This is a genomic window from Bradyrhizobium sp. ARR65, assembly GCF_000472385.1.
GTDB lineage: Bacteria > Pseudomonadota > Alphaproteobacteria > Rhizobiales > Xanthobacteraceae > Bradyrhizobium.
Genome location: NZ_AWZU01000003.1, coordinates 275,121 through 294,613, shown reverse-complemented (window position 1 = coordinate 294,613; position 19,493 = coordinate 275,121). Strand labels below are relative to the sequence as shown.

General features: G+C 63.4%; 18 protein-coding genes. 3 read left to right on the top strand and 15 right to left on the bottom strand.

Translation table 11 applies throughout. The annotated features are described in order from the left end of the window. Positions 1-139 precede the first annotated feature (139 nt). Positions 140-610 (top strand): winged helix-turn-helix transcriptional regulator, encoded by a 471-nt coding sequence (locus tag F758_RS0105945; protein WP_024507004.1) that lies wholly within the window; start codon positions 140-142, stop codon positions 608-610. A 160-nt stretch (positions 611-770) separates the two neighbouring features. Here F758_RS0105945 and surE read toward each other — a convergent pair whose 3' ends face one another. From surE to F758_RS0105890, 11 genes are all read right to left on the bottom strand, one after another. Then, positions 771-1,538 (bottom strand): 5'/3'-nucleotidase SurE, encoded by a 768-nt coding sequence (surE, locus tag F758_RS0105940; RefSeq protein ID WP_024507003.1) that lies wholly within the window; start codon positions 1,536-1,538, stop codon positions 771-773. Positions 1,539-1,637: 99 nt separating this feature from the next. Then, positions 1,638-2,966 (bottom strand): serine--tRNA ligase, encoded by a 1,329-nt coding sequence (serS, locus tag F758_RS0105935; protein ID WP_024507002.1) that lies wholly within the window; start codon positions 2,964-2,966, stop codon positions 1,638-1,640. Between the two features lie 302 nt (positions 2,967-3,268). Further along, positions 3,269-4,075, bottom strand: coding sequence for a twin-arginine translocase subunit TatC (tatC, locus tag F758_RS0105930; RefSeq protein ID WP_024507001.1), 807 nt, complete (start codon positions 4,073-4,075; stop codon positions 3,269-3,271). After that, positions 4,072-4,593, bottom strand: coding sequence for a Sec-independent protein translocase protein TatB (tatB, locus tag F758_RS0105925; protein WP_024507000.1), 522 nt, complete (start codon positions 4,591-4,593; stop codon positions 4,072-4,074). The genes tatC and tatB overlap by 4 nt, the downstream gene beginning before the upstream one ends. 83 nt (positions 4,594-4,676) lie before the next feature. Beyond that, on the bottom strand, positions 4,677-4,913 hold the full coding sequence (locus F758_RS0105920; protein ID WP_024506999.1) for a twin-arginine translocase TatA/TatE family subunit: 237 nt from the start codon (positions 4,911-4,913) through the stop codon (positions 4,677-4,679). 282 nt (positions 4,914-5,195) lie between these two features. Beyond that, entirely contained in the window at positions 5,196-5,927 is a 732-nt protein-coding gene (scpB, locus tag F758_RS0105915) for an SMC-Scp complex subunit ScpB (RefSeq protein WP_024506998.1), read from the bottom strand. A gap of 28 nt (positions 5,928-5,955) precedes the next feature. Further along, a complete protein-coding gene (locus F758_RS0105910) occupies positions 5,956-6,789 on the bottom strand; it encodes a segregation and condensation protein A (RefSeq protein ID WP_024506997.1) in 834 nt (277 codons plus the stop codon). After that, the gene (gene nagZ, locus F758_RS0105905; protein ID WP_024506996.1) at positions 6,786-7,811 is read right to left on the bottom strand and encodes a beta-N-acetylhexosaminidase; all 1,026 of its coding nucleotides are present in this window, start codon (positions 7,809-7,811) and stop codon (positions 6,786-6,788) included. Before nagZ ends, F758_RS0105910 begins: the two co-directional genes overlap by 4 nt. Before the next feature lie 48 nt (positions 7,812-7,859). Next, positions 7,860-9,443 carry an SPOR domain-containing protein gene (locus F758_RS0105900; RefSeq protein WP_024506995.1) on the bottom strand — a complete coding sequence of 528 codons (1,584 nt, stop codon included), beginning with the start codon at positions 9,441-9,443 and terminating at the stop codon, positions 7,860-7,862. Positions 9,444-9,548: 105 nt separating this feature from the next. Beyond that, a complete protein-coding gene (argS, locus tag F758_RS0105895) occupies positions 9,549-11,342 on the bottom strand; it encodes an arginine--tRNA ligase (RefSeq protein ID WP_024506994.1) in 1,794 nt (597 codons plus the stop codon). 9 nt (positions 11,343-11,351) lie between these two features. Next, the gene (locus tag F758_RS0105890) at positions 11,352-12,560 is read right to left on the bottom strand and encodes a deoxyguanosinetriphosphate triphosphohydrolase (protein WP_024506993.1); all 1,209 of its coding nucleotides are present in this window, start codon (positions 12,558-12,560) and stop codon (positions 11,352-11,354) included. Between the two features lie 130 nt (positions 12,561-12,690). Here F758_RS0105890 and erpA point away from each other — a divergent pair, with 130 nt between their 5' ends. Together erpA and xth are read left to right on the top strand one after the other, a co-directional pair. After that, positions 12,691-13,020, top strand: a complete 330-nt coding sequence (gene erpA, locus F758_RS0105885; RefSeq protein WP_024506992.1) for an iron-sulfur cluster insertion protein ErpA — start codon at positions 12,691-12,693, stop codon at positions 13,018-13,020. Positions 13,021-13,296: 276 nt separating this feature from the next. Then, positions 13,297-14,088 carry an exodeoxyribonuclease III gene (xth, locus tag F758_RS0105880; protein ID WP_024506991.1) on the top strand — a complete coding sequence of 264 codons (792 nt, stop codon included), beginning with the start codon at positions 13,297-13,299 and terminating at the stop codon, positions 14,086-14,088. Positions 14,089-14,217: 129 nt separating this feature from the next. On the opposite strand, the gene F758_RS0105875 is transcribed toward xth, so the two are convergent. From F758_RS0105875 to F758_RS0105860, 4 genes are all read right to left on the bottom strand, one after another. Beyond that, positions 14,218-15,048, bottom strand: coding sequence for a tetratricopeptide repeat protein (locus F758_RS0105875; protein WP_024506990.1), 831 nt, complete (start codon positions 15,046-15,048; stop codon positions 14,218-14,220). Then, on the bottom strand, positions 15,035-16,759 hold the full coding sequence (ilvD, locus tag F758_RS0105870; RefSeq protein WP_024506989.1) for a dihydroxy-acid dehydratase: 1,725 nt from the start codon (positions 16,757-16,759) through the stop codon (positions 15,035-15,037). Before ilvD ends, F758_RS0105875 begins: the two co-directional genes overlap by 14 nt. Before the next feature lie 256 nt (positions 16,760-17,015). Then, a complete protein-coding gene (locus F758_RS0105865; RefSeq protein ID WP_024506988.1) occupies positions 17,016-17,987 on the bottom strand; it encodes a tripartite tricarboxylate transporter substrate binding protein BugD in 972 nt (323 codons plus the stop codon). A gap of 231 nt (positions 17,988-18,218) precedes the next feature. Continuing rightward, positions 18,219-19,460 carry a threonine synthase gene (locus F758_RS0105860; protein WP_024506987.1) on the bottom strand — a complete coding sequence of 414 codons (1,242 nt, stop codon included), beginning with the start codon at positions 19,458-19,460 and terminating at the stop codon, positions 18,219-18,221. Positions 19,461-19,493: the final 33 nt, after the last annotated feature.

The window sequence follows — 19,493 nt, the reverse complement described above, 5'->3', positions numbered from 1 at the left end:
TAATTGACAAAGTTGGTTTCAAACTAAAACCACTCATTCGCTATACCGCTTGAGGTTTTAGATTGCAACCATTATATCCGCGGGCAAGTAACCCGGGTCCGCCGGCGTTGTGCAGGGCGAGGATGGAAGGCTGACCGCAATGGCGAAGAGAATAAGCCACAAGGATTCGCTTTGCGGCGTGGCGCGGCCGCTCGATGCGATCGGCGACTGGTGGTCGCTTCTGATTGTGCGCGACGCGTTCGACGGCCTGCGCCGCTTCGGGGAGTTTCAGAAGAACCTGGGACTTGCGAAGAACATCCTTTCAGCCCGTCTGCGCAATCTGGTCGCGCACGGGATCATGGATACCGTACCTGCCGCCGACGGAAGCCCTCACCAGGAATATGTGCTGACCGCAAAGGGCCGCGGCTTATTTCCCGTTCTTGTCGCGCTCCGGCAATGGGGTGAAGACTTCTTCTTTGAGCCCGACGAGACGCACGTCCTGCTCTTGGACAAGAAGACATCCCTCCCCGTGCGAAAGCTTGAACTGCGCGCCCAGGACGGGCGCATCCTCAGCCCGGAAGACACCTTCGTACGTATGCCGCAGCGTTCGGCTAAACAAAGCCGGTGCTGATGGTCTTTGGAGCATCCACCGATCGAGTCACGGAAAGGAACGAGCGCCTTCAACCACTCCCGTCATTGCGAGGAGCGAAAGCGACGAGGCAATCCGGACTGCATCCGCGCAGAAAGTCTGGATTGCTTCGCTTGCGCTCGCAATGACACTGGAGGGAGCGTCAGCGCAACATCTCGGCCAGCTCTGCAGAGAACGCTTCGTCCGTCCGGTTCAGCCGCAGCGGGGTCACTGAGACGTAACGCGCGGCGAGTGCGGCAAGATCAGTGCCCTCCTCCGGCGCGTCCATCATCGCCGTGCGCTCAAAACCGATCCAGAAGTAGGGATTGCCTCGGCCGTCGCGGCGCTGATCGACTTTCAGGAAGCCGAGATTGCGCTTGCCCTGGCGCGTGACCTGTATGCCCGCGACGTCTTCCGGCGCGCAGGCGGGAAAGTTGATATTGATCACGGTATTCTTCGGCACGCCGGCCGCGATCACCTTGCGGATGATATCGGGCGCGAATTTCAGCGCGGTGTCCCACAACGGTCTCTCGCGCGTGTCGGCTGAAAATTCCTGCGACAGCGCGAATGACGGCAGGCCCAGGATGGTGCCCTCCAGGGCGCCTGCGATGGTGCCGGAATAAACCACGTCCTCCGCGACGTTGCGCCCCTTGTTGACGCCGGACAGCACGACGTCAGGCAGTTTCGGCAACAGAATGTGCCGCGCGCCCATGATGACGCAGTCGGTCGGCGTGCCACGCACGGCAAAGTGGCGTTCCGTCACCTCGCGCAGCCGCAAGGGATCGTTCAATGACAGTGAATGCGACACGCCGGACTGGTCGAGTTCAGGTGCGACCACCCACACGTCATCGGACAATGCGCGGGCGATCTGCTCGACGACTTTCAGTCCCTGGGCGTGAATGCCGTCGTCGTTCGTGCAGAGAATTCGCATTCAGCCAAAAGTCCTTATTCGATCAATTATCAAATCTTGTCTTGTCTTATCCGCTGGATACCAATGAGGCAAACTCTTCCAAGCTGCGGCGCACAGCAACTATTGCGCCGCGATCACCTTGAGACCGCCCATATAGGGCTGCAGCACGTCGGGTATGGCGATCGAGCCATCTTCCTGCTGATAGGTTTCCATCACTGCGATCAGCGCGCGGCCGACCGCGGTGCCGGAGCCGTTCAGCGTGTGCACGAAGCGCGGCTTGCCGTCGCTGCCGCGATAGCGCGCATCCATGCGGCGCGCCTGGAAATCGCCGCAGACCGAGCAGCTCGATATTTCGCGGAAGGCACCGCCGTCGCCCTGCCCCGGCATCCAGACCTCGATGTCGTAGGTCTTCTGCGAGGAAAAGCCCATGTCGCCGGTGCACAGCGTCATCACCCGGTAATGCAGGTCGAGCTGGCGCAGCACCTCTTCGGCGCAGGCGAGCATGCGCTCGTGTTCGTCCTTGCTGGTCTCGGGCGTGGTGATCGAGACCAGTTCCACCTTGGTGAACTGATGCTGGCGGATCATGCCGCGGGTGTCGCGCCCGGCCGCGCCGGCCTCGGCGCGGAAGCACGGCGTCAGCGCCGTGAGCCGCATCGGCAATTGCTTTTCGTCGAGGATGCTTTCGCGCACGAGATTGGTGAGCGAGACTTCGGCGGTGGGGATCAGGCCGAGGCGTTCGCTGCGCAGCCGCTCATCGGGGCTCGCCAAGAGTTCACCCTTGATCGCCCAGAACTGATCGTCCTCGAATTTCGGCAACTGCCCGGTGCCGAACATCACCTCGTTGCGCACCAGCAAGGGCGGATTGATCTCGGTATAGTCATGCTCGTTGGTGTGCAGGTCGAGCATGAACTGGCCGATCGCGCGCTCGAGCCGTGCCAGGCCCTTCTTCAGGACCACGAAACGCGCGCCCGACAATTTGGCCGCGGTCTCGAAATCCATGTAGCCGAGCGCGCCGCCGAGATCGTCATGCGCCTTCGGTATGAACGCATAATTGCGCTTGTTGCCGAAGACGTGGCGCTGCACATTGCCGTGCTCGTCGACGCCATCAGGCACCTCTCCGAGCGGCAGGTTCGGTATCGCGGCGAGCGCCTCCCGCAATTCTTCGTCGGCGGCTTTGGCGGCCGCCTCAAGCTCCGGCAGCGTGGTCTTGAGCTTTCCGACCTCATCCATGAGCGCCGCCGCGCGGGCCTCATCCTTCGCTTTCTTGGCGTCACCGATTTCCTTGGACGCCGCATTGCGCCGCGCCTGCGCCTGTTCGGATGCCAGAATTGCTGCGCGGCGTTTCTCATCGATCGACAGCAAGGAGGCCGACAGCGGCTCAAGCCCACGGCGTTTCAAGCCGGTGTCAAAGCTCTCAGGGTTTTCGCGAATCCACTTGATGTCGTGCATGGCCAAATTCCCGTCATGGCCGGGCTTGTCCCGGCCATCCACGTCTTTGAGACGGACGCCGATCTCCGACCGTCATCCTGAGGTGCGAGCGNCCGCGAGCCTCGAAGGATGAACGGCCCCGCTGCAGCCACTCGGGCCGCGTCCCCTCGAGACGCTTGCTGCGCGAGCTCCTCAGGGTGACGGTAATAGTTCGGTCCCGTCTCTATCCAAATCGATCACGCCTTAGACCAAGTCGCGGATGCCCGGGTCAAGCCCGGGCGCGACGGAAAATGGCGGATATAGCGTGATGACCGGTTAGGGGCCTATTCCGCCGGGTTGGCGGCGGGCGGTGTCGGCGTCGTGGCAGCCTGTGCGGCAGCCTTCTTTTCCACCATACGCACGGCGATGATGGAGCCTTCGTAGAGCAGAAGCAGCGGGATCGCGAGCGAGGATTGGCTCAGCACGTCCGGCGGCGTCAGGACGGCGGCGATGATGAAGGCGATGACGATGAAATAGCGGCGCTTGCTGCGCAGCGTCTCGGAGGTGATGATGCCGATCCGACCGAGCAGCGTCAGGATCACCGGAAGCTGGAACGCTATGCCGAAGGCGAAGATCAGCGACATCATCAGAGACAGATATTCGCCGACCTTGGGCAGCAGCGCGATCTGTGCCGTCTCGGCGCCGGCGGCCTGCTGCATGCCGAGCGAAAAGCGGATCAGCATCGGCAGCACAACGAAATAGACCAGCATGGCGCCGAGCACGAAAAAGATCGGGGTTGCGATCAGATAGGGCAGAAACGCGTTGCGTTCGTGCCGATACAGGCCCGGCGCGACGAATTTATAGATCTGGGTCGCGACGATCGGGAACGAGATGAAGCCGGCGCCGAACAGCGCGAGCTTGAGCTGGGTGATGAAGTACTCCAGCAGCGCCGTGTAGATGAACTTCGAGTTCTCCGGCCCCGCCACCCAGACGAACGGCCAGACCAGGACATTGTAGATCTGCTTGGCGAAAAAGAAGCAGAAGATGAAGGCCACGCCGAAGCCGAGCAGCGACTTGATCAGGCGCGAGCGCAGCTCGATCAAATGATCAAGCAACGGTGCCTTGCTGGCCTCGATATCGGCATCGGTCATGACGCTTTGGCGTCCTTGAGCTCGTCAGAGGCAGCCGGCGGTACTTGGTCCGGCGCGGCGGCGGCTTGGTGCTCGCTGACGACGGCGAGCGGCTCGCTGGCCGCGTGCGTTTCGGCTTCGACAAACGTCTGCGGCGCCGGCGCTTCCGGCGCAGTCGGCGTCACCGGCGGCTCGACGGCAGGCGGGGCCTCCGTCGCCTCTGCAGGTTTGTCCGTGGGCTTGTCGAGGTCGTCAATGCGCAGCGAGCTCGAGACGTCCTTCTCCAGCGAGGAGAGCAGGTTACGACCGGAGAAGCCGCTGGCGGCGTCGCGCACCTCGTCGAAGCTCTTCTTCAGGTCGGCCATCTCGGCCTCCCGCAGCGCTTCCTGAAACTGGCTCTGGAATTCGGCGGCCATCTTGCGCGCCTTGCCCATCCATTGCCCGACCGTGCGCAAGACCCCCGGCAGCTCCTTCGGGCCGATGGCAATCAGCGCGACAACCGCGATGAGGACAAATTCACTCCACCCGATGTCGAACATCAAACTTTCCGCTCACGCGAAACTATCTTGCCCCGCAGCAGAGGCCAGAGGGGCCGACCGCGCTTTCCTCGGCGTCCGTCTGGTCAGACGGCCTTGCTGCCGACATCCGAACGCGCCGCCGTCGGCTGGCCCGCATTGTGATCGATGCTCTTCATCGGCTCAGGCTTGTCGGCAGTCTTCTCGTCGTCCTGCATGCCCTTCTTGAAGGCCTTGATCCCCTGCGCGACGTCGCCCATCAGGTCCGAAATCTTGCCGCGGCCAAACAGCAGGAGGACGACTGCGATCACCACGATCCAGTGCCAAATGCTAAGCGAACCCATCCTGCAACCTCCAAAACACGAAACGGCCGGGATCCGGCCTGATCTTGCCGCAAACGTAGGCTTGGCGGGTGTCAAAAACAAGGACTTCGGGTGCGTTAAATCGCGGCCGAAGCTCGGCTATTTGCGCCACCGTTAACCTACGGGAATGGTGCCCTGAACTCCAAACCATCTCCGTCATCCCCGCGCCAACGGCTGCGCCGTTTGTCGCTGGAGGTGCTTGCGAAGCAAGCCTCGAAGGACAACGGATAGCAGAATCGTCCAGCTCTGCGAGTGACCGCGTCGCTACGCCGCGTCTCCGCCCTCGCCGCTCCCGCTTTCCGGTTCAGGCGCGGGCGCCAGCGTGAGTTCCAGATCACCCGGCTCGAGTGGATCCTCGTCCTCGCGCAATGTCGGATCATCCGATGGCGTCGGAACAGTAAAGCCGGTCGGCAGGCGCGTATCCAGCATGCCGGTCCCCTTGAGCTCCTCCAGGCCCGGCAGGTCGCCGAGCGCCTCCAGACTGAATTGCGATAGGAACGCCTCCGTGGTCCCGAACGTCAGTGGACGGCCCGGCGTCTTGCGGCGGCCGCGCGGCCGGATCCATCCAGTCTCCAGCAGCACGTCGAGCGTCCCCTTGGAGGTGACCACGCCGCGAATTTCCTCGATCTCCGCCCGCGTCACCGGCTGGTGATAGGCGATGATCGCCAGCACCTCGATCGCCGCGCGCGACAGCCGCCGCGTCTCCGTGCTTTCACGCGTCATCAGCCAGGCGAGGTCGCCGGCGGTACGGAAGGTCCATTTGTTGGCGATGCGCACCAGATTGACGCCGCGCGGGGCATAATCCGCCTGTAGCTGCGCCAGCGCAGCCTTGACGTCGACGCCCTCGGGCATGCGTTTGGCGAGCGTCGCCGTGTCGAGCGGTTCCGAGGAGGCGAACAGCAGCGCTTCCAGCAGCCGCAATTCCTCGGGCCGCGCCTGCGGATCCGCAACAGGCTCCTCGGCGATGGCTTCGCGTTTTTCCGCCAAGCTTGCCATGGCTGGGTCTCCTTCTTCCAACACTTAACTACTCGGCCGTCATATCCGGCACGGGTTCTGCAGCCGGCGGCTGCGGCGGGCGTTTGCGAAAGAAAATCGGCGCGAACGCCTCTTTCTGGTTCAGTTCCAGTTGCCCCTCGCGCACGAGTTCGAGCGCCGCCGCAAAGCTGGAGGCAAAGACGGTGGCGCGTTGCGAGGGTTCGGCAACGTAGCGAACCAAATATTCGTCGAGACAGCCCCAATCCTCAGATTCGGGCAAGCCGATCAGCCGTTCCAGCGATGCGCGCGCTTCCGCAAGCGACCACACGGTGCGCCTGGCCAGATGCACCGATGCCAGCACCCCTTGCTGGCGCTGCGTCGCATAGGCCGTGAGCAAGTCGTACAGGGTTGCCGTGTATTTGGGGTGGCGAATCTCGGCGATGGCCTCGGGATTGCCGCGCGGAAAGATGTCGCGCTGCAATTGCGGCCGGTTCAGCAGCCGGTTGGCCGCCTCGCGGATCGCCTCGAGCCGACGCAGCCGGTTAGCCAGCGCGGTCGCCATCTCCTCGGCGCTCGGCCCGTCCGGTACCGCCGGCTCCGGCAACAGCAGCCGCGATTTCAGGAAGGCAAGCCAAGCCGCCATCACCAGATAGTCGGCCGCGAGCTCAAGGCGAACCTTTCGCGCCTCCTCGATGAACTGCAGATACTGGTCGGCCAGCGCCAGGATCGAGATCTTGTGAAGATCGACCTTCTGCTGGCGCGCGAGCGCGAGCAGAAGATCGAGCGGGCCCTCATAGCCCTCGACGTCGACCACCAGCGCCGGCTCGCCTTCGGCCAGTTCGGTTGGCCGGCCGGTCTCAAAGGACAGAATTTCCGCGGTCATGCGCCAGCTATTCCCGCTCGCTCAATCAATGCATCCAGTTCGGCCCGCGCCGCCTGCCGATCGAACGGCTGCGGCGCCTTGCGCGACGACAACGCGCGCCTTGCGCGCTGCTGGGCCGTGCCCGACAGTTCGGGCGTCATGCGGGCAACGTCGCGCATCTCCTCGAGCTTGCCGTTGCAATGCAGAACCATGTCGCATCCGGCGGCAATGATCGCGGCCGTCCGCTCGGCGATCGATCCCGCCAGCGCATTCATGGACACGTCATCACTCATTAACAGACCCTGGAACCCGATCACGCCGCGAATCACCCGTTCGATCATTGTCGCAGAAGTCGTCGCCGGATGGGCGGGGTCGAAGGCGCTAAACACAACATGTGCGGTCATCGCCATCGGCAGGTCCGAAAGCGGCCGAAAAGCCGCGAAATCGGTGCGTTCCAGTTCGGGTTTGGGCGTATCGACCACCGGAAGCTTAAAATGGGTATCGGCTGTCGCCCGTCCATGGCCCGGGATATGTTTCAGAACCGGTAAAATACCACCCTGCTCCAATCCCTCCGTCACCGCCCGCGCGATTGCCGCGACCTTGTCGGGCTCCGTCCCGTAGGCGCGGTTGCCGATCACCGCATCGGCACCGGCGACCGGCACATCGGCAAGCGGCAGGCAGTCCACGTTGACGCCGAGCTGATGCAGATCGTCCGCAATGAGCCGTGCGCTCAGCCGCGCCGCTTTCAGTCCAAGCGCCGGATCGATGTCATAGAGCCGACCAAACAGCGCGCCAGCCGGATAGGCGGGCCAGTGCGGCGGGCCTAAGCGCGCTACACGGCCGCCTTCTTGGTCAATCAACACCGGCGCATCAGGCTCGCCCAGACAGTCGCGTAATTCTCTAACCAAACGAGAGACTTGCCCGGGAGTCTCGACATTTCGCTTGAAGAGGATGAAGCCCCACGGGCGTTCCGCCGCGATGAAAGCGCGTTCCGCATCGCTGAGTTCGGTTCCGGCAAGGCCGGTGATGAACGCCTTGGTCATGACCGGCCGATTAGCCCGCTGCCGATCAAGGGGTCAAGGAAACGGCAGCTAATTCCTCTGGACGACGCACTGGCCGCCGGCATTTTTCAGATTGCCACAGAACTGCACGGCTTCCTCCGAGGTTCCGAACGGACCCACCATCGCCCGGTAGTAGACGCCTTTCTCGCCGAGATCCGCGCGCTTGATCACCGGGGCCTGCGAAGCCAGGACCTGCGGGAACTTGTTCTGCAGCGCACGGAATGACGCCTGGGCGTCGGCCTCGTTCCGCTGCGAGGAGACCTGGACCATATAGCCGCCGCTCGGCGCCGGAGGAGCGCTGGGCAAAACCTGAGTCGGCACGGTCGACGCGACCCGGGTCTCGGCGGCCGGCGCCGGTTGTCCCTGAGGCGACAGCGACAACGGCATATTCGCGCTGGCATTGGCCTGGGTCGGCGACGTCCTGCTCGCGCTCTTGGCGGCTGGCTGCTTCGCGGCCGCGGCTGGCGCCTGCGTATTGACCGGCACCGCTGCGGTATCAGGCTCATCGCTCTTGACTGAGAAAGTCTTGATCTTGCGCGGCTCGGCACTCGGCAAGGTGCCATTGCTGACCATCGCCGCCGGTCCGGTGCCCGGAGGCGCAGGCGGCATCGCATTGGCCGAGACGCTCGCCGCCGATGGCGGATTGGCGTTCTGGTTCAGCGGCGGGAAGACGACGCGCGGGCCGGCGACGCGGGCATTGACGTCCACGGGCTGCTCTTCGCGGGGGACGATTTTTTCGGTGCCATCGCCCTGCGCAATCCGATCCGGCATCTTGGCGCTGCCGTCGGAGGGCGTCGGGATGATCTTGGTCGGGCTGTTATCCGCCTTGATGATCGGCGGTTCACCGCTGCGCGTGTGCGTGAAATAGGTCCGATAGCCATAGGCCGCCGCTGTGCCCAGCACTCCCAGTGCCAGAACGGCAATGACCGCGAGCATCGGGCCGCGGCGCCGCTGCGCCGGCTCTTCCTCACTCTCCTCCTGATAACCCGCCTCGTAGGCATAGGGATCGTCGGGATAGCCCGGCTCGCGCTGCAGATCCTGCAAGCTGGTTTCGAGCTGCCCATAGAGCGCATCGTCGTACCGCGACGGATCGAGCGCGGCCTGCGGCTCGGCATAGGCCTGCTCATCCTGGTAATGTTGCCGGTCCCCATAATACGCGTCGGGCTGCGCCTGCTGCGGCGTCACGCCATACTGGTGCAGCGGATGCATCGAGCCTGCATAATCCTCCCTTCCAGTCTCCGCCTGGGGGGCAGGCGGAAATTCCCGCCGGACGTCGCTCACCGCCTCGCGACGGATATTGGCGCGCTGAATCCAGGACGGCGGGCCGGCCGGCGCTGGTGCTTCATCGGGGTCCGGTTCCGGCTGGTGGTCCTGTTGATAGTCTTGCGAGAAATCTTGCCGGTAGTCCCGGCCCTGCCGATGGTCCTGGCGCGGCACGACGCGCGGTGGGACCTGAGGGCTGGGCTGGCCCGCCGTTCCGAACGGATCGGTCTGACCGATCAGCCGCGCCAGTTCGGCCAACGGGTCGCTCTCAACACGGTCAGACTCATACTGTTCGCCGCCGCGGCCGTGGCTGGCGGCGCCGTAACGTCTGTCCTGATATCGATCGGCCATCGTGATGCCTTTAGAGAAAGCCGCCCCGCTTCGCTTCAATGCTAAACCAGCTCTGCCGGGGTGCGCCCACACGCCAACTACAGATAGGCAACAAACTAACCCAGACTACCGCATTTCGTCCGGAGCATGGACGCCCAGAATGGCGAGCCCTGATGCCAAAACCGATACGACGCCCTGGACCATGGCCAGCCGTGCCTTGGTCAACTCTGGATCATCAGAGATAATGAAGCGTAAATAGGGCAAATCATGCCCTTTGTTCCAGAGCGCGTGGAGTTCGCTGGCGAGATCGTACAGGTAAAAGGCGATCCGGTGCGGCTCATGCGCGGCCGCCGCCCCCTCGATGATCCGCGGGAACAGCGCGAGGCGCTTTAGGAGATCCAACTCGGCGGGGTCGGTCAGCCGCTCGATCGGGGCCCCAGCGAGATAGGTGACCCGGGCGGCCGTCTCCTCGGGCAGATCGGGCACGACCTCGCGCGCTTTCCGGAACACCGAATGTCCGCGCGCGTGTCCGTACTGCACGTAGAAGACGGGATTGTCCTTTGACTGCTCGATGACCTTGGCGAGGTCGAAATCCAGCACCGCGTCATTCTTGCGGTAGAGCATCATGAAGCGGACGGCATCCCGGCCGACCTCATCGACCACTTCGCGCAAGGTGACAAAATCGCCTGATCGTTTCGACATCTTCACCGGCTCGCCGTTGCGCAAGAGCTTGACGAGCTGCACGATCTTCACGTCGAGCACGGCCTGGCCCGCAGTGACCGCCTTCACGGCCGCCTGCATGCGCTTGATGTAGCCGCCGTGATCGGCGCCGAACACGTCGATCAGATCGGCAAAGCCGCGATCGAACTTGTTCTTGTGGTTGGCGATGTCGGAAGCGAAATAGGTGTAGGAGCCGTCCGACTTGATCAGCGGACGATCGACGTCATCGCCAAAGGCAGTGGCGCGGAACAGAAGCTGTTCGCGATCTTCCCAATCCTCCACCGGGGCGCCCTTCGGCGGCGGCAGGCGGCCGACATAGACGTCGCCGCGCGTGCGCAGGAAATCGATGGTTTCGGCGACCTTGTTGTTGCCGTCCTCGATCAGCGAACGCTCGGAGAAAAAGACATCGTGATGAATGTTGAGCGCGGCGAGATCGCCCTTGATCTCGTCCATCATCATCGCGATCGCCTTGTCGCGCACGACCGGCAACCACTGCGCTTCCGGCATAGCACGCAAGCGCTCGCCATATTCGGCCGCCAAGGCCTGCCCCACCGGCTTCAGATAATCGCCGGGATAGAGCCCCTCGGGGATGGCGCCGATGTCCTCGCCCAGCGCCTCGCGATAGCGCAGGTAAGCCGAGCGGGCGAGCACATCGACCTGCGCACCGGCGTCGTTGATGTAATATTCGCGCGTGACGTCGCGGCCGGCGAACTGCAGCAAATTGCACAGCGCATCGCCGAACACCGCGCCCCGGCAATGGCCGACATGCATCGGCCCCGTCGGGTTGGCCGAGACGTATTCCACATTGACCTTGGCGGCAGCTCCCGCAGGGCTACGGCCATAGGCCTCACCTTCCCGCAGCACCGCGCGCAGGGCATCGGCCCAGGCCTGCGGTTTCAGTGTGATATTGATGAAGCCGGGCCCGGCGATAGCGACCTTGGCGATCAGTGCGTCCTCGCGCAGCCGCGCCGCGATCGCCTCGGCGAGATCGCGCGGCTTTGCCTTGGCTTCCTTGGCCAGCACCATCGCGGCATTGGTGGCCATGTCGCCATGACTCGCCTCGCGCGGCGGTTCCACGACCACGCGGGAAAAATCCGTTGTCTCCGGCCAATGGCCTTCCTTGGCCAAGGCAGCGCAAATCGCGTACACGCGCGCGAGCACGTCCGCGAAAAGATGGAGTGAGGTGGGCTGATCGGCCATGGCCGCCGCCTAACGCAAATCCGGGGTCGAGTCAAAAAGCCTTTGATGCTCCATGAGCGCGAAACGGTCGGTCATTCCGGCGATGAAATTGCCGATCCGCCGCGCCCGCGCCGCCCCGGCGGCCTGCTCGGTACCCTCCCGCCATTCATCAGGCATATCTGTGGGACTGCGCTCATAGCGGGCAAAGAGATCAAAGATGATCTGCTCGGCATCCTTCATGATGCTCATGACGCGCTCATGCCGGTACATGTGCACTTTCAGGAACGCCTTGATGCCCGCCTCGGTCTCGGCGACATCAGGCGGAAACAGCATGAGCTGCTGACCGGCATTGCGCACCTCTTCGACCGACTGCGGCCGCACCAGCGAGAGCTGCCGCAGCGTCTCCGCCGCGACCGCGCTGATCAGGTAGGAGATCAGCTCACGCACGAACTCCGCGCCCCGCCTGTCGCTGTCGAGACCAGGATATTTTCCGTCGATTGCCGCAATCATGCGCTCCGCGACCGGCATCACCTTGAGATCATCGACGGCAAACAGCCCGGCGCGCAAGCCGTCGTCGATATCATGGGCATCATAGGCAATGTCGTCGGCAATCGCCGCCGCCTGCGCCTCCAGCGAGGCAAAAGTCCAGAGCTCGAGGTCGAAGGTTTCGACGAAATCAGAGATGCCGACAGGCACGCCGCGCTCGGCGTAGCAGCCGACCGGGGTGCCGTCGCGCGCCGTCAGCGGACCATTGTGCTTGACGACACCTTCCAACATTTCCCAGGTCAGGTTGAGCCCATCGAAGCTCGGATAACGATGCTCCAGCGCGGTGACGACCCGCAGCGACTGGGCGTTATGGTCGAAGCCGCCATGCGCCTTCAGGCACGCATCCAGCGCCCGCTCGCCGGCGTGTCCGAACGGCGGATGTCCGAGATCATGGGCCAGCGCCAAGGCCTCGGTCAGGTCCTCGTCCAGGCCAAGTTGACGGGCGAGCGCCCGGGCGATCTGCGCCACTTCCAGGGAATGGGTGAGCCGGGTGCGATAATGATCGCCCTCGTGGAACACGAAAACCTGGGTTTTATGCTTCAGGCGGCGGAAGGCGTTGGAATGAATGACCCGGTCGCAATCCCTGCGGAACGGGCTGCGGGTCCGGCTCGGCGGCTCCGCAAACAGCCGGCCGCGGGACCGATCGGGGTCGCAGGCATAGGGCGCACGAGGGGCAGCCATTCCGACCGACACGGGTATTTAGTCCCTATCCATTTGATTCCTTAAGGCTCTGTACTTAACTATCTCGGGCGTCGGATACCAATGAATTGGCGATGACGCTTCGCCGGAGCGAGCTCCGCATAAGACTTAGAGAGACCCGAAGATGACAGCAGCCGTGACCATCAGCGAGCGGGCCGCCCGCCGCATCGGTGAAATCCTCAAGAGCGAAGGCGGTGGCGCCATGCTGCGCATCTCGGTGGAAGGTGGCGGCTGCTCCGGATTCCAATATAAATTCGACGTCGACCGCGCCAAGGCGGACGACGACCTCGTGATCGAGCGCGATAATGCGGTGGTGCTGGTCGATTCGGCCTCAGCGCCTTTTCTGGCGGGCTCGGAAGTCGACTTCGTCGACGACCTGATCGGCGCGTCGTTTCGGGTGAACAACCCCAACGCCACCGCCTCCTGCGGCTGCGGCACCAGTTTCTCGATCTGACGATTTTGGTTATACACCTGACCCGTCGCGGCATCGTTCACCTCTCGCGAACCGGAGAGGCATAGGCCGCCTTTCGGCGGCGTTCTTAGTACTGAGAACGCGAAGCGAAGCTTCGGCTGTGTCGCATCGAACGATGCGATCAGGGTAAGGTCCGTCGAGCGAGCGGCGGCCCCTCACCCGGATCGCCGACGCGATCCGACCTCTCCCCGCTGGGGAGAGGTGAAATTCGTCCTTCGCTTCAACTTCCAGCTCTTTCCAACAGCCGGGTCCTATTGCATGCGCATCGCCACCTGGAACGTCAATTCGATCAGGCAGAGGATCGAACACCTCATGACCTGGTTGAAGGAGTGCGAGCCCGACATTGTCTGCCTGCAGGAAATCAAGTGCACCGACGAGGCCTTTCCGCGGCTCGAGATCGAGGCGCTCGGCTACAACGTGGTCACGCACGGGCAGAAGACCTTCAATGGCGTGGCGCTGCTGTCGAAGCTGCCGTTCGACGAAACGAAATCGGGGCTCGCCGGCGACGACGAGGACGCCCATGCCCGCTTTCTCGAAGGCGTGGTGACGCTCAAGCACGGCGTGGTGCGCATCGCCTGCCTTTACCTGCCTAATGGAAATCCTCCTGACAGCGACAAATACCCGTACAAGCTCAAATGGATGTCGCGGCTTCTTGAGTATTCGAGGGAGCGGCTGAAGACCGAGGAGCCGCTGGTGCTCGCAGGCGACTTTAACGTCATCCCGACGGCAAGCGACGTCTACAACCCCGCCAACTGGGTCAATGACGCCCTCTTCCGTCCCACCACCCGCGAAGCCTTCCAGTCGCTGCTCGGGCTCGGGCTGACCGACGCGGTGCGCGCGGTCACCGACGCACCGGGTCAATACACCTTCTGGGACTACCAGGCCGGCTGCTGGCAGAAGAACTGGGGCCTGCGCATCGACCATTTGCTCCTCTCCCCGCAGGCCAGCGACCGCCTAATCGACGTCGGGATCGACAGTTATGTGCGCGGCTGGGAGAAGCCGTCGGACCACGTGCCGGTGTGGGCGGATTTTGATTTGGAGAAGGCGTGAGGCAGCCCTGACGCGTTACTTTCAAAGCCCAGGCTGGCTAGCGGAGTGGACGCCCTGTAACGGGTCGTGTGCCGCCCGTCCGTAAGTGGTGGGTTTCCCTCCCGCTCAGCCCACCCTACCCGATCCAACCTAATCCCGCTTGCCCTGCACCCAGTGCTCGAGCATCTGCAGCGCCATGGCGCGGTCGTTGTCGGAGGCTTTGGCGAAGGCGCGGTTGTAGCTTTCCTTGATCCAGGTCTCGTCCGGACCGGCGCTGTCACGCGCCAGGGTGAGCCACATCAGCCCGCGCGCAGCCTGGCGCGGCAGGCGGTCGCCGTTGAACAGCATCTGACCGAGCAGCGCCTGCGCCTCGTGCTGGCCCTTCTGCGCGGCCAGCCCGAGCCAGCGCGCGCCGTAGCGGAAATTATCCGGCGTGGCGTCCGGCGCCTTCAGATAGAGCCGAGCGAGATCGTACTGCGCATCCGCATTGCCGAAATAGGACGCCGCATAGGAGAACATCTCCCGCGCCCGCTCCGGATCCGGCTTCACCTTGGAATTGGGAATGCCGTTCAGATAATAGCGCCCGAGCGCGACGAAGGCGTTGGCGACGATCGAGGCTTGCGGCGCCGACGGGCTGTCCTCGGCATGCTCATTGGCGATACGGCTGAAATATTCGAAAGCGCGCACATCATCTTGAGCGACGCCGTCGCCATTGGCGTACATCCGCCCCAGCTTCCACTGCGCGACGGGATGCCCGCCCTCGGCGGCATATTGCAGCGCAGTCAACGAGGTGTCCTGCGTAACCGCTGCCTGCGCCCCTTTCTTCAGGCTCAAGGCGCTGGCTGCGCTCCCAGACTGGGCTGACGCGACGGGGATCGTGGCATCCTGGTTGACCGGCGCGCCATCAAAGGCGAACGCCGCGGTGGCGACGGAAGACGCACCCAACAGCAACGCAACAATGATACGCCTAGATGTCCGCATAACACTGCTTCTCATGCGCTGCACCCGGATGGGTCACGGCCCCGCCGACCGCTGGCCCGACCTGCTGCGCGTATTTCCAGAGAGCACCTGATGTATGGTTGGTCTCACGAGACCGCCATTTGGTTTTGCGCTCGGTCAATTCCGCGTCGGTCAATTTCACGTTAAGAGTCCCGGCGACCGCGTCGATCTCGATGATGTCGCCGTCCTGCAACAATGCGATCGGTCCGCCGACCGCGGCTTCCGGCCCGACATGGCCGATGCAGAAGCCGCGCGTTGCGCCGGAGAACCGGCCGTCGGTGATCAGGGCGATCTTGCCGCCCATGCCCTGTCCGGTGAGCGCCGCAGTGGTCTGCAGCATTTCGCGCATGCCGGGACCGCCGCGCGGCCCCTCATAGCGGATGACGATGACGTCGCCTTCCTTGTAGGTGCGCTTCTGGACGGCCTCGAAGGCGTCCTCCTCGCGGTCGAAACACCGGGCCGGTCCGGTGAAACGCAAATTCGACATGCCCGCGACCTTCACGATCGCACCTTCTGGCGCAAGGTTGCCCTTCAGCCCAACCACCCCGCCAGTGACGGTGATCGGGTTGTCGGCTGGCCGCACCACATCCTGGTGCGGGTTCCATTTTACGCTTTTGAGATTTTCGGCGATCGTGCGGCCCGTGACGGTCAAGCAATCGCCGTGCAGGAAGCCGTTATCGAGCAACGTTTTCATCAGAAGCGGTATGCCGCCAGCTTCGAATAGGTCTTTGGCGACATAACGACCACCCGGCTTCAAATCGGCGACATATGGTGTCTTTTTGAAGATTTCGGCGACGTCGAACAGGTCGAACTTGATGCCCGCCTCATGCGCGATTGCCGGCAGGTGCAACGCAGCATTGGTCGACCCGCCGGATGCTGCGACAACGGCCGCAGCATTTTCCAGCGACTTGCGCGTCACGATGTCGCGCGGCCGGATGTTGGCCGCGATCAGCTCCATCACCTTTTCGCCGGCGGCCATGCAGAAGGAATCACGAATCTCGTACGGGGCCGGTGCGCCGGCCGAGTACGGCAGCGCCAAGCCGATCGCCTCGGAAACGGTCGCCATGGTGTTGGCGGTGAATTGCGCTCCGCAGGCGCCCGCCGAAGGGCAGGCCACACGCTCGATCTCGTCGAGATCGGCGTCGGACATCGCACCGACCGAGTGCTTGCCGACCGCCTCGAACATGTCCTGCACTGTGACCTGTTGGCCACGGAAATTGCCCGGCAGGATCGAGCCGCCATAGATGAAGATCGAGGGCACGTTGAGCCGAACCATCGCCATCATCATGCCCGGGAGCGATTTGTCGCAGCCGGCAAGGCCGACCAGCGCGTCATAGGCATGGCCGCGGACGGTCAGTTCGACCGAATCGGCGATGCATTCGCGTGACGGCAGCGACGAGCGCATGCCGTCGTGGCCCATCGCAATGCCGTCGGTGACTGTGATGGTGCAGAACTCGCGCGGGGTGCCGCCGCCGTGCGCCACCCCCTTCTTCACCGCCTGGGCCTGCCGCATCAGAGCGATGTTGCAGGGCGCGGCTTCATTCCAGCAGGAGGCAACACCTACGAAAGGCTGGTGAATTTGCGCGGTGGTCAACCCCATCGCGTAGAGATAAGAGCGATGCGGTGCCCTCTCGGGCCCCTCCGTCACATGACGGCTCGGAAGCCTGTTCTTGAGATTGGTGTTGGCGTCCATCGCGAAGTCCGCTTCCCCGGCCAATCTTGTCGGACCCGGAAAAAGGACACCCCGGACATCGAGGGCCTTCCTTCGCCTGTAGACGTTTTGGCCAACAGCCTACAAAGTCATCATTTCACGAAGGGGTGTGGCCAAAAAGCGGCGCAGGCAAGAGTAGACTGCGGCGTGAGCCAAATGTTCCTCTCGCTGTTGCGAGATCGCAACAATCGTAGCGCCGCAGCAACGATTTTCTTAACTATCCCGCCGCGAGAGGCGGCTAATCGACCTTCACATTGGCGGCCTTGATCATCGGCCACCACTTGGCGATCTCCGCCTTTTGCCAGTCGCCCAGCGCCTCCGGGGTGAGCCGATCCGTCGGCGGCATCTGCAACCCGAGATTTTCGAGCTGTTTGCGGACCTGCGAATCATTCAAGGCATCGACCGCCGCGGCATTGAGCTTGGCCACGATCTCCTTTGGCGTGCCCTTGGGCACCCAGAGGCCCGACCACAGAGTCATGTGGAAGCCTGATAGCCCCGCCTCGTCCGTGGTCGGGATGTCCGGCGCCGATTCGGCACGCTTGTCGTCGGTCACGGCGTAGCCGCGTATCGTGCCGGCGCGGACCTGGTTGATGGAGTTGGAGAGCTGATCGACGATCAGGTCGATCTGGCCGGCGACGAGATCGTTCAGCGCCGGCCCCGTGCCGCGATACGGCACATATTGCAATTTGGTGCCAGTGGCGCTTTCAAAATAGAGGCCGGCGATATGGCTGCCGGAGCCCGCGCCGGCGGTGCCGGCCGTGGCGGGTGTCGGCCGTGCCTTGAGCCAGGCGATCAGCTCCTTCAGCGTCTTCGCGGGGACCGCGTTCCTGCTGACAATGATCATCGGGTTGCTTGGCAACAGCACCACCGGCTCAAGATCATTCACGAGGTCATAGTTGAGCTTGTAGATCGCGCCATTGGCGACATGGGTGCCGAGATGGCCGAAGCTGACCGTGTAGCCGTCCGGCGCAGCATGCACCGCGCGCCCCACCCCGATCGAGCCGCCGGCGCCGGTGACGTTCTCGACCAGGATCGCCTGGCCCAGCGTCAGCTTCATGCGCTCGCCGAGAATACGTGCCATCGCATCCGACGGGCCTCCGGCCGAGAAAGGCACTACGATGGTGATGGGACGCGAGGGAAAATTGTCGGCGGACGCAGGGCAACAGAACGCTAGCAGTGCGATGAAGGTGGCCCAAACTGCTCTTCCCATCCGCGTCCTCCCGCGAACTCAGTAGAAACTCTTCCAAACCCATCTTAACCCGTCATCCCCGCGCAAACGGCTTCGCCGTTTGTCGCTGGAGGCGCTCGCGAAGCGAGCCTCGAAGGATGAGCGGCCCGGCTGCTGCAAGCGGGGCCGTTGCCCCTCGAGGCTCGCTCTCGCGAGCACCTCAAGAGTGACGGTCGCAGTTAGGAGTTCGCTTCGACCTGATCTCATTGCACCTTAGAACATCGCGTAGTCGATCGGCTTCAAACGATCGAGCGTGCGCGTGACTGGCGGCAGCGGGTATTTAAGGCCGGTGGCGCAATTGAACAGCATCACCCGGTCGCTTTTGCTGACGCGGCCGTCGGCAAGGCTCTGCCGATAGGCGGCGTAGGTCGCCGCGCCTTCCGGACACAACAGCAGGCCCTCTTGGCGCGCGACCTCGTTGAGCGCGGCGGAAATCTTCTCGTCGCTCACGGCGATGGCAAAACCTTTGCTTTCGCGCACGGCACGCAGAATCAGAAAATCCCCGATCGCCTGCGGCACGCGGATTCCAGAGGCGATGGTGTGCGCATCTTCCCATCGCGCAGCATGCTCGGTGCCGTTCTCGAAAGCGCGCACCATCGGCGCGCAGCCGGCCGCCTGCACCGCGACCATCCGCGGGCGCTTTGAACCGATGAAGCCGATCGCCTCCATTTCGGCAAAAGCCTTCCACATGCCGATCAGCCCGGTGCCGCCGCCGGTCGGGTAAAAGATCACGTCTGGCACATCCCAACCGAGCTGTTCGGCGAGCTCGAGCCCCATCGTCTTCTTGCCTTCGATCCGATATGGCTCTTTCAAGGTGGAGGTATCGAACCAGCCGACGTTCGCCTTGCCTTCGCCGACGATCTTGCCGCAATCATCGATCAGGCCGTTGACGCGGTAGACCGTCGCGCCCTGCAGCTCGATCTCGCTGACATTCACCTCCGGCGTATCGGCGGGGCAGAAGATGGTAGTCTTGATCCCGCAGGCGGTAGCGTAGGCTGCGAGCGCCGCGCCCGCATTGCCGTTGGTCGGCATCGCCATGTGCTTGATGCCGAGCGCCTTGCCCATCGATACTGCCATGACCAGCCCCCGCGCCTTGAACGAGCCGGTCGGCAGGCGTCCCTCATCCTTCACGATGATCTCGCCGCCGCCGAGTTTCTTGGCAAGTTTTGGCAGGCGGATCAGCGGCGTCATCACCTCCCCGAGGCTGACGATGTCCTCGCATTTGCGCACCGGCAGCAACTCGCGATAGCGCCACATGTCGGCGGGGCGGTCCTTGAGCGCATCCTTGCTCAGCGCGTTCTTAACGCCTGCGAGATCGTAACGGACCAGCAGCGGCTTGCCGGCCTTCGACAGATTGTGCACCTGGTCGGCGGGATAGCGGTCGCCTTCCATGGAGCATTCGAGATGGGTGACGAAGGTCGGACGCTCGATGGTCAAATTGTCGTTGTCGTGCACGAGTTCGCTCTCTTGTTTCACGCAATGGCAACT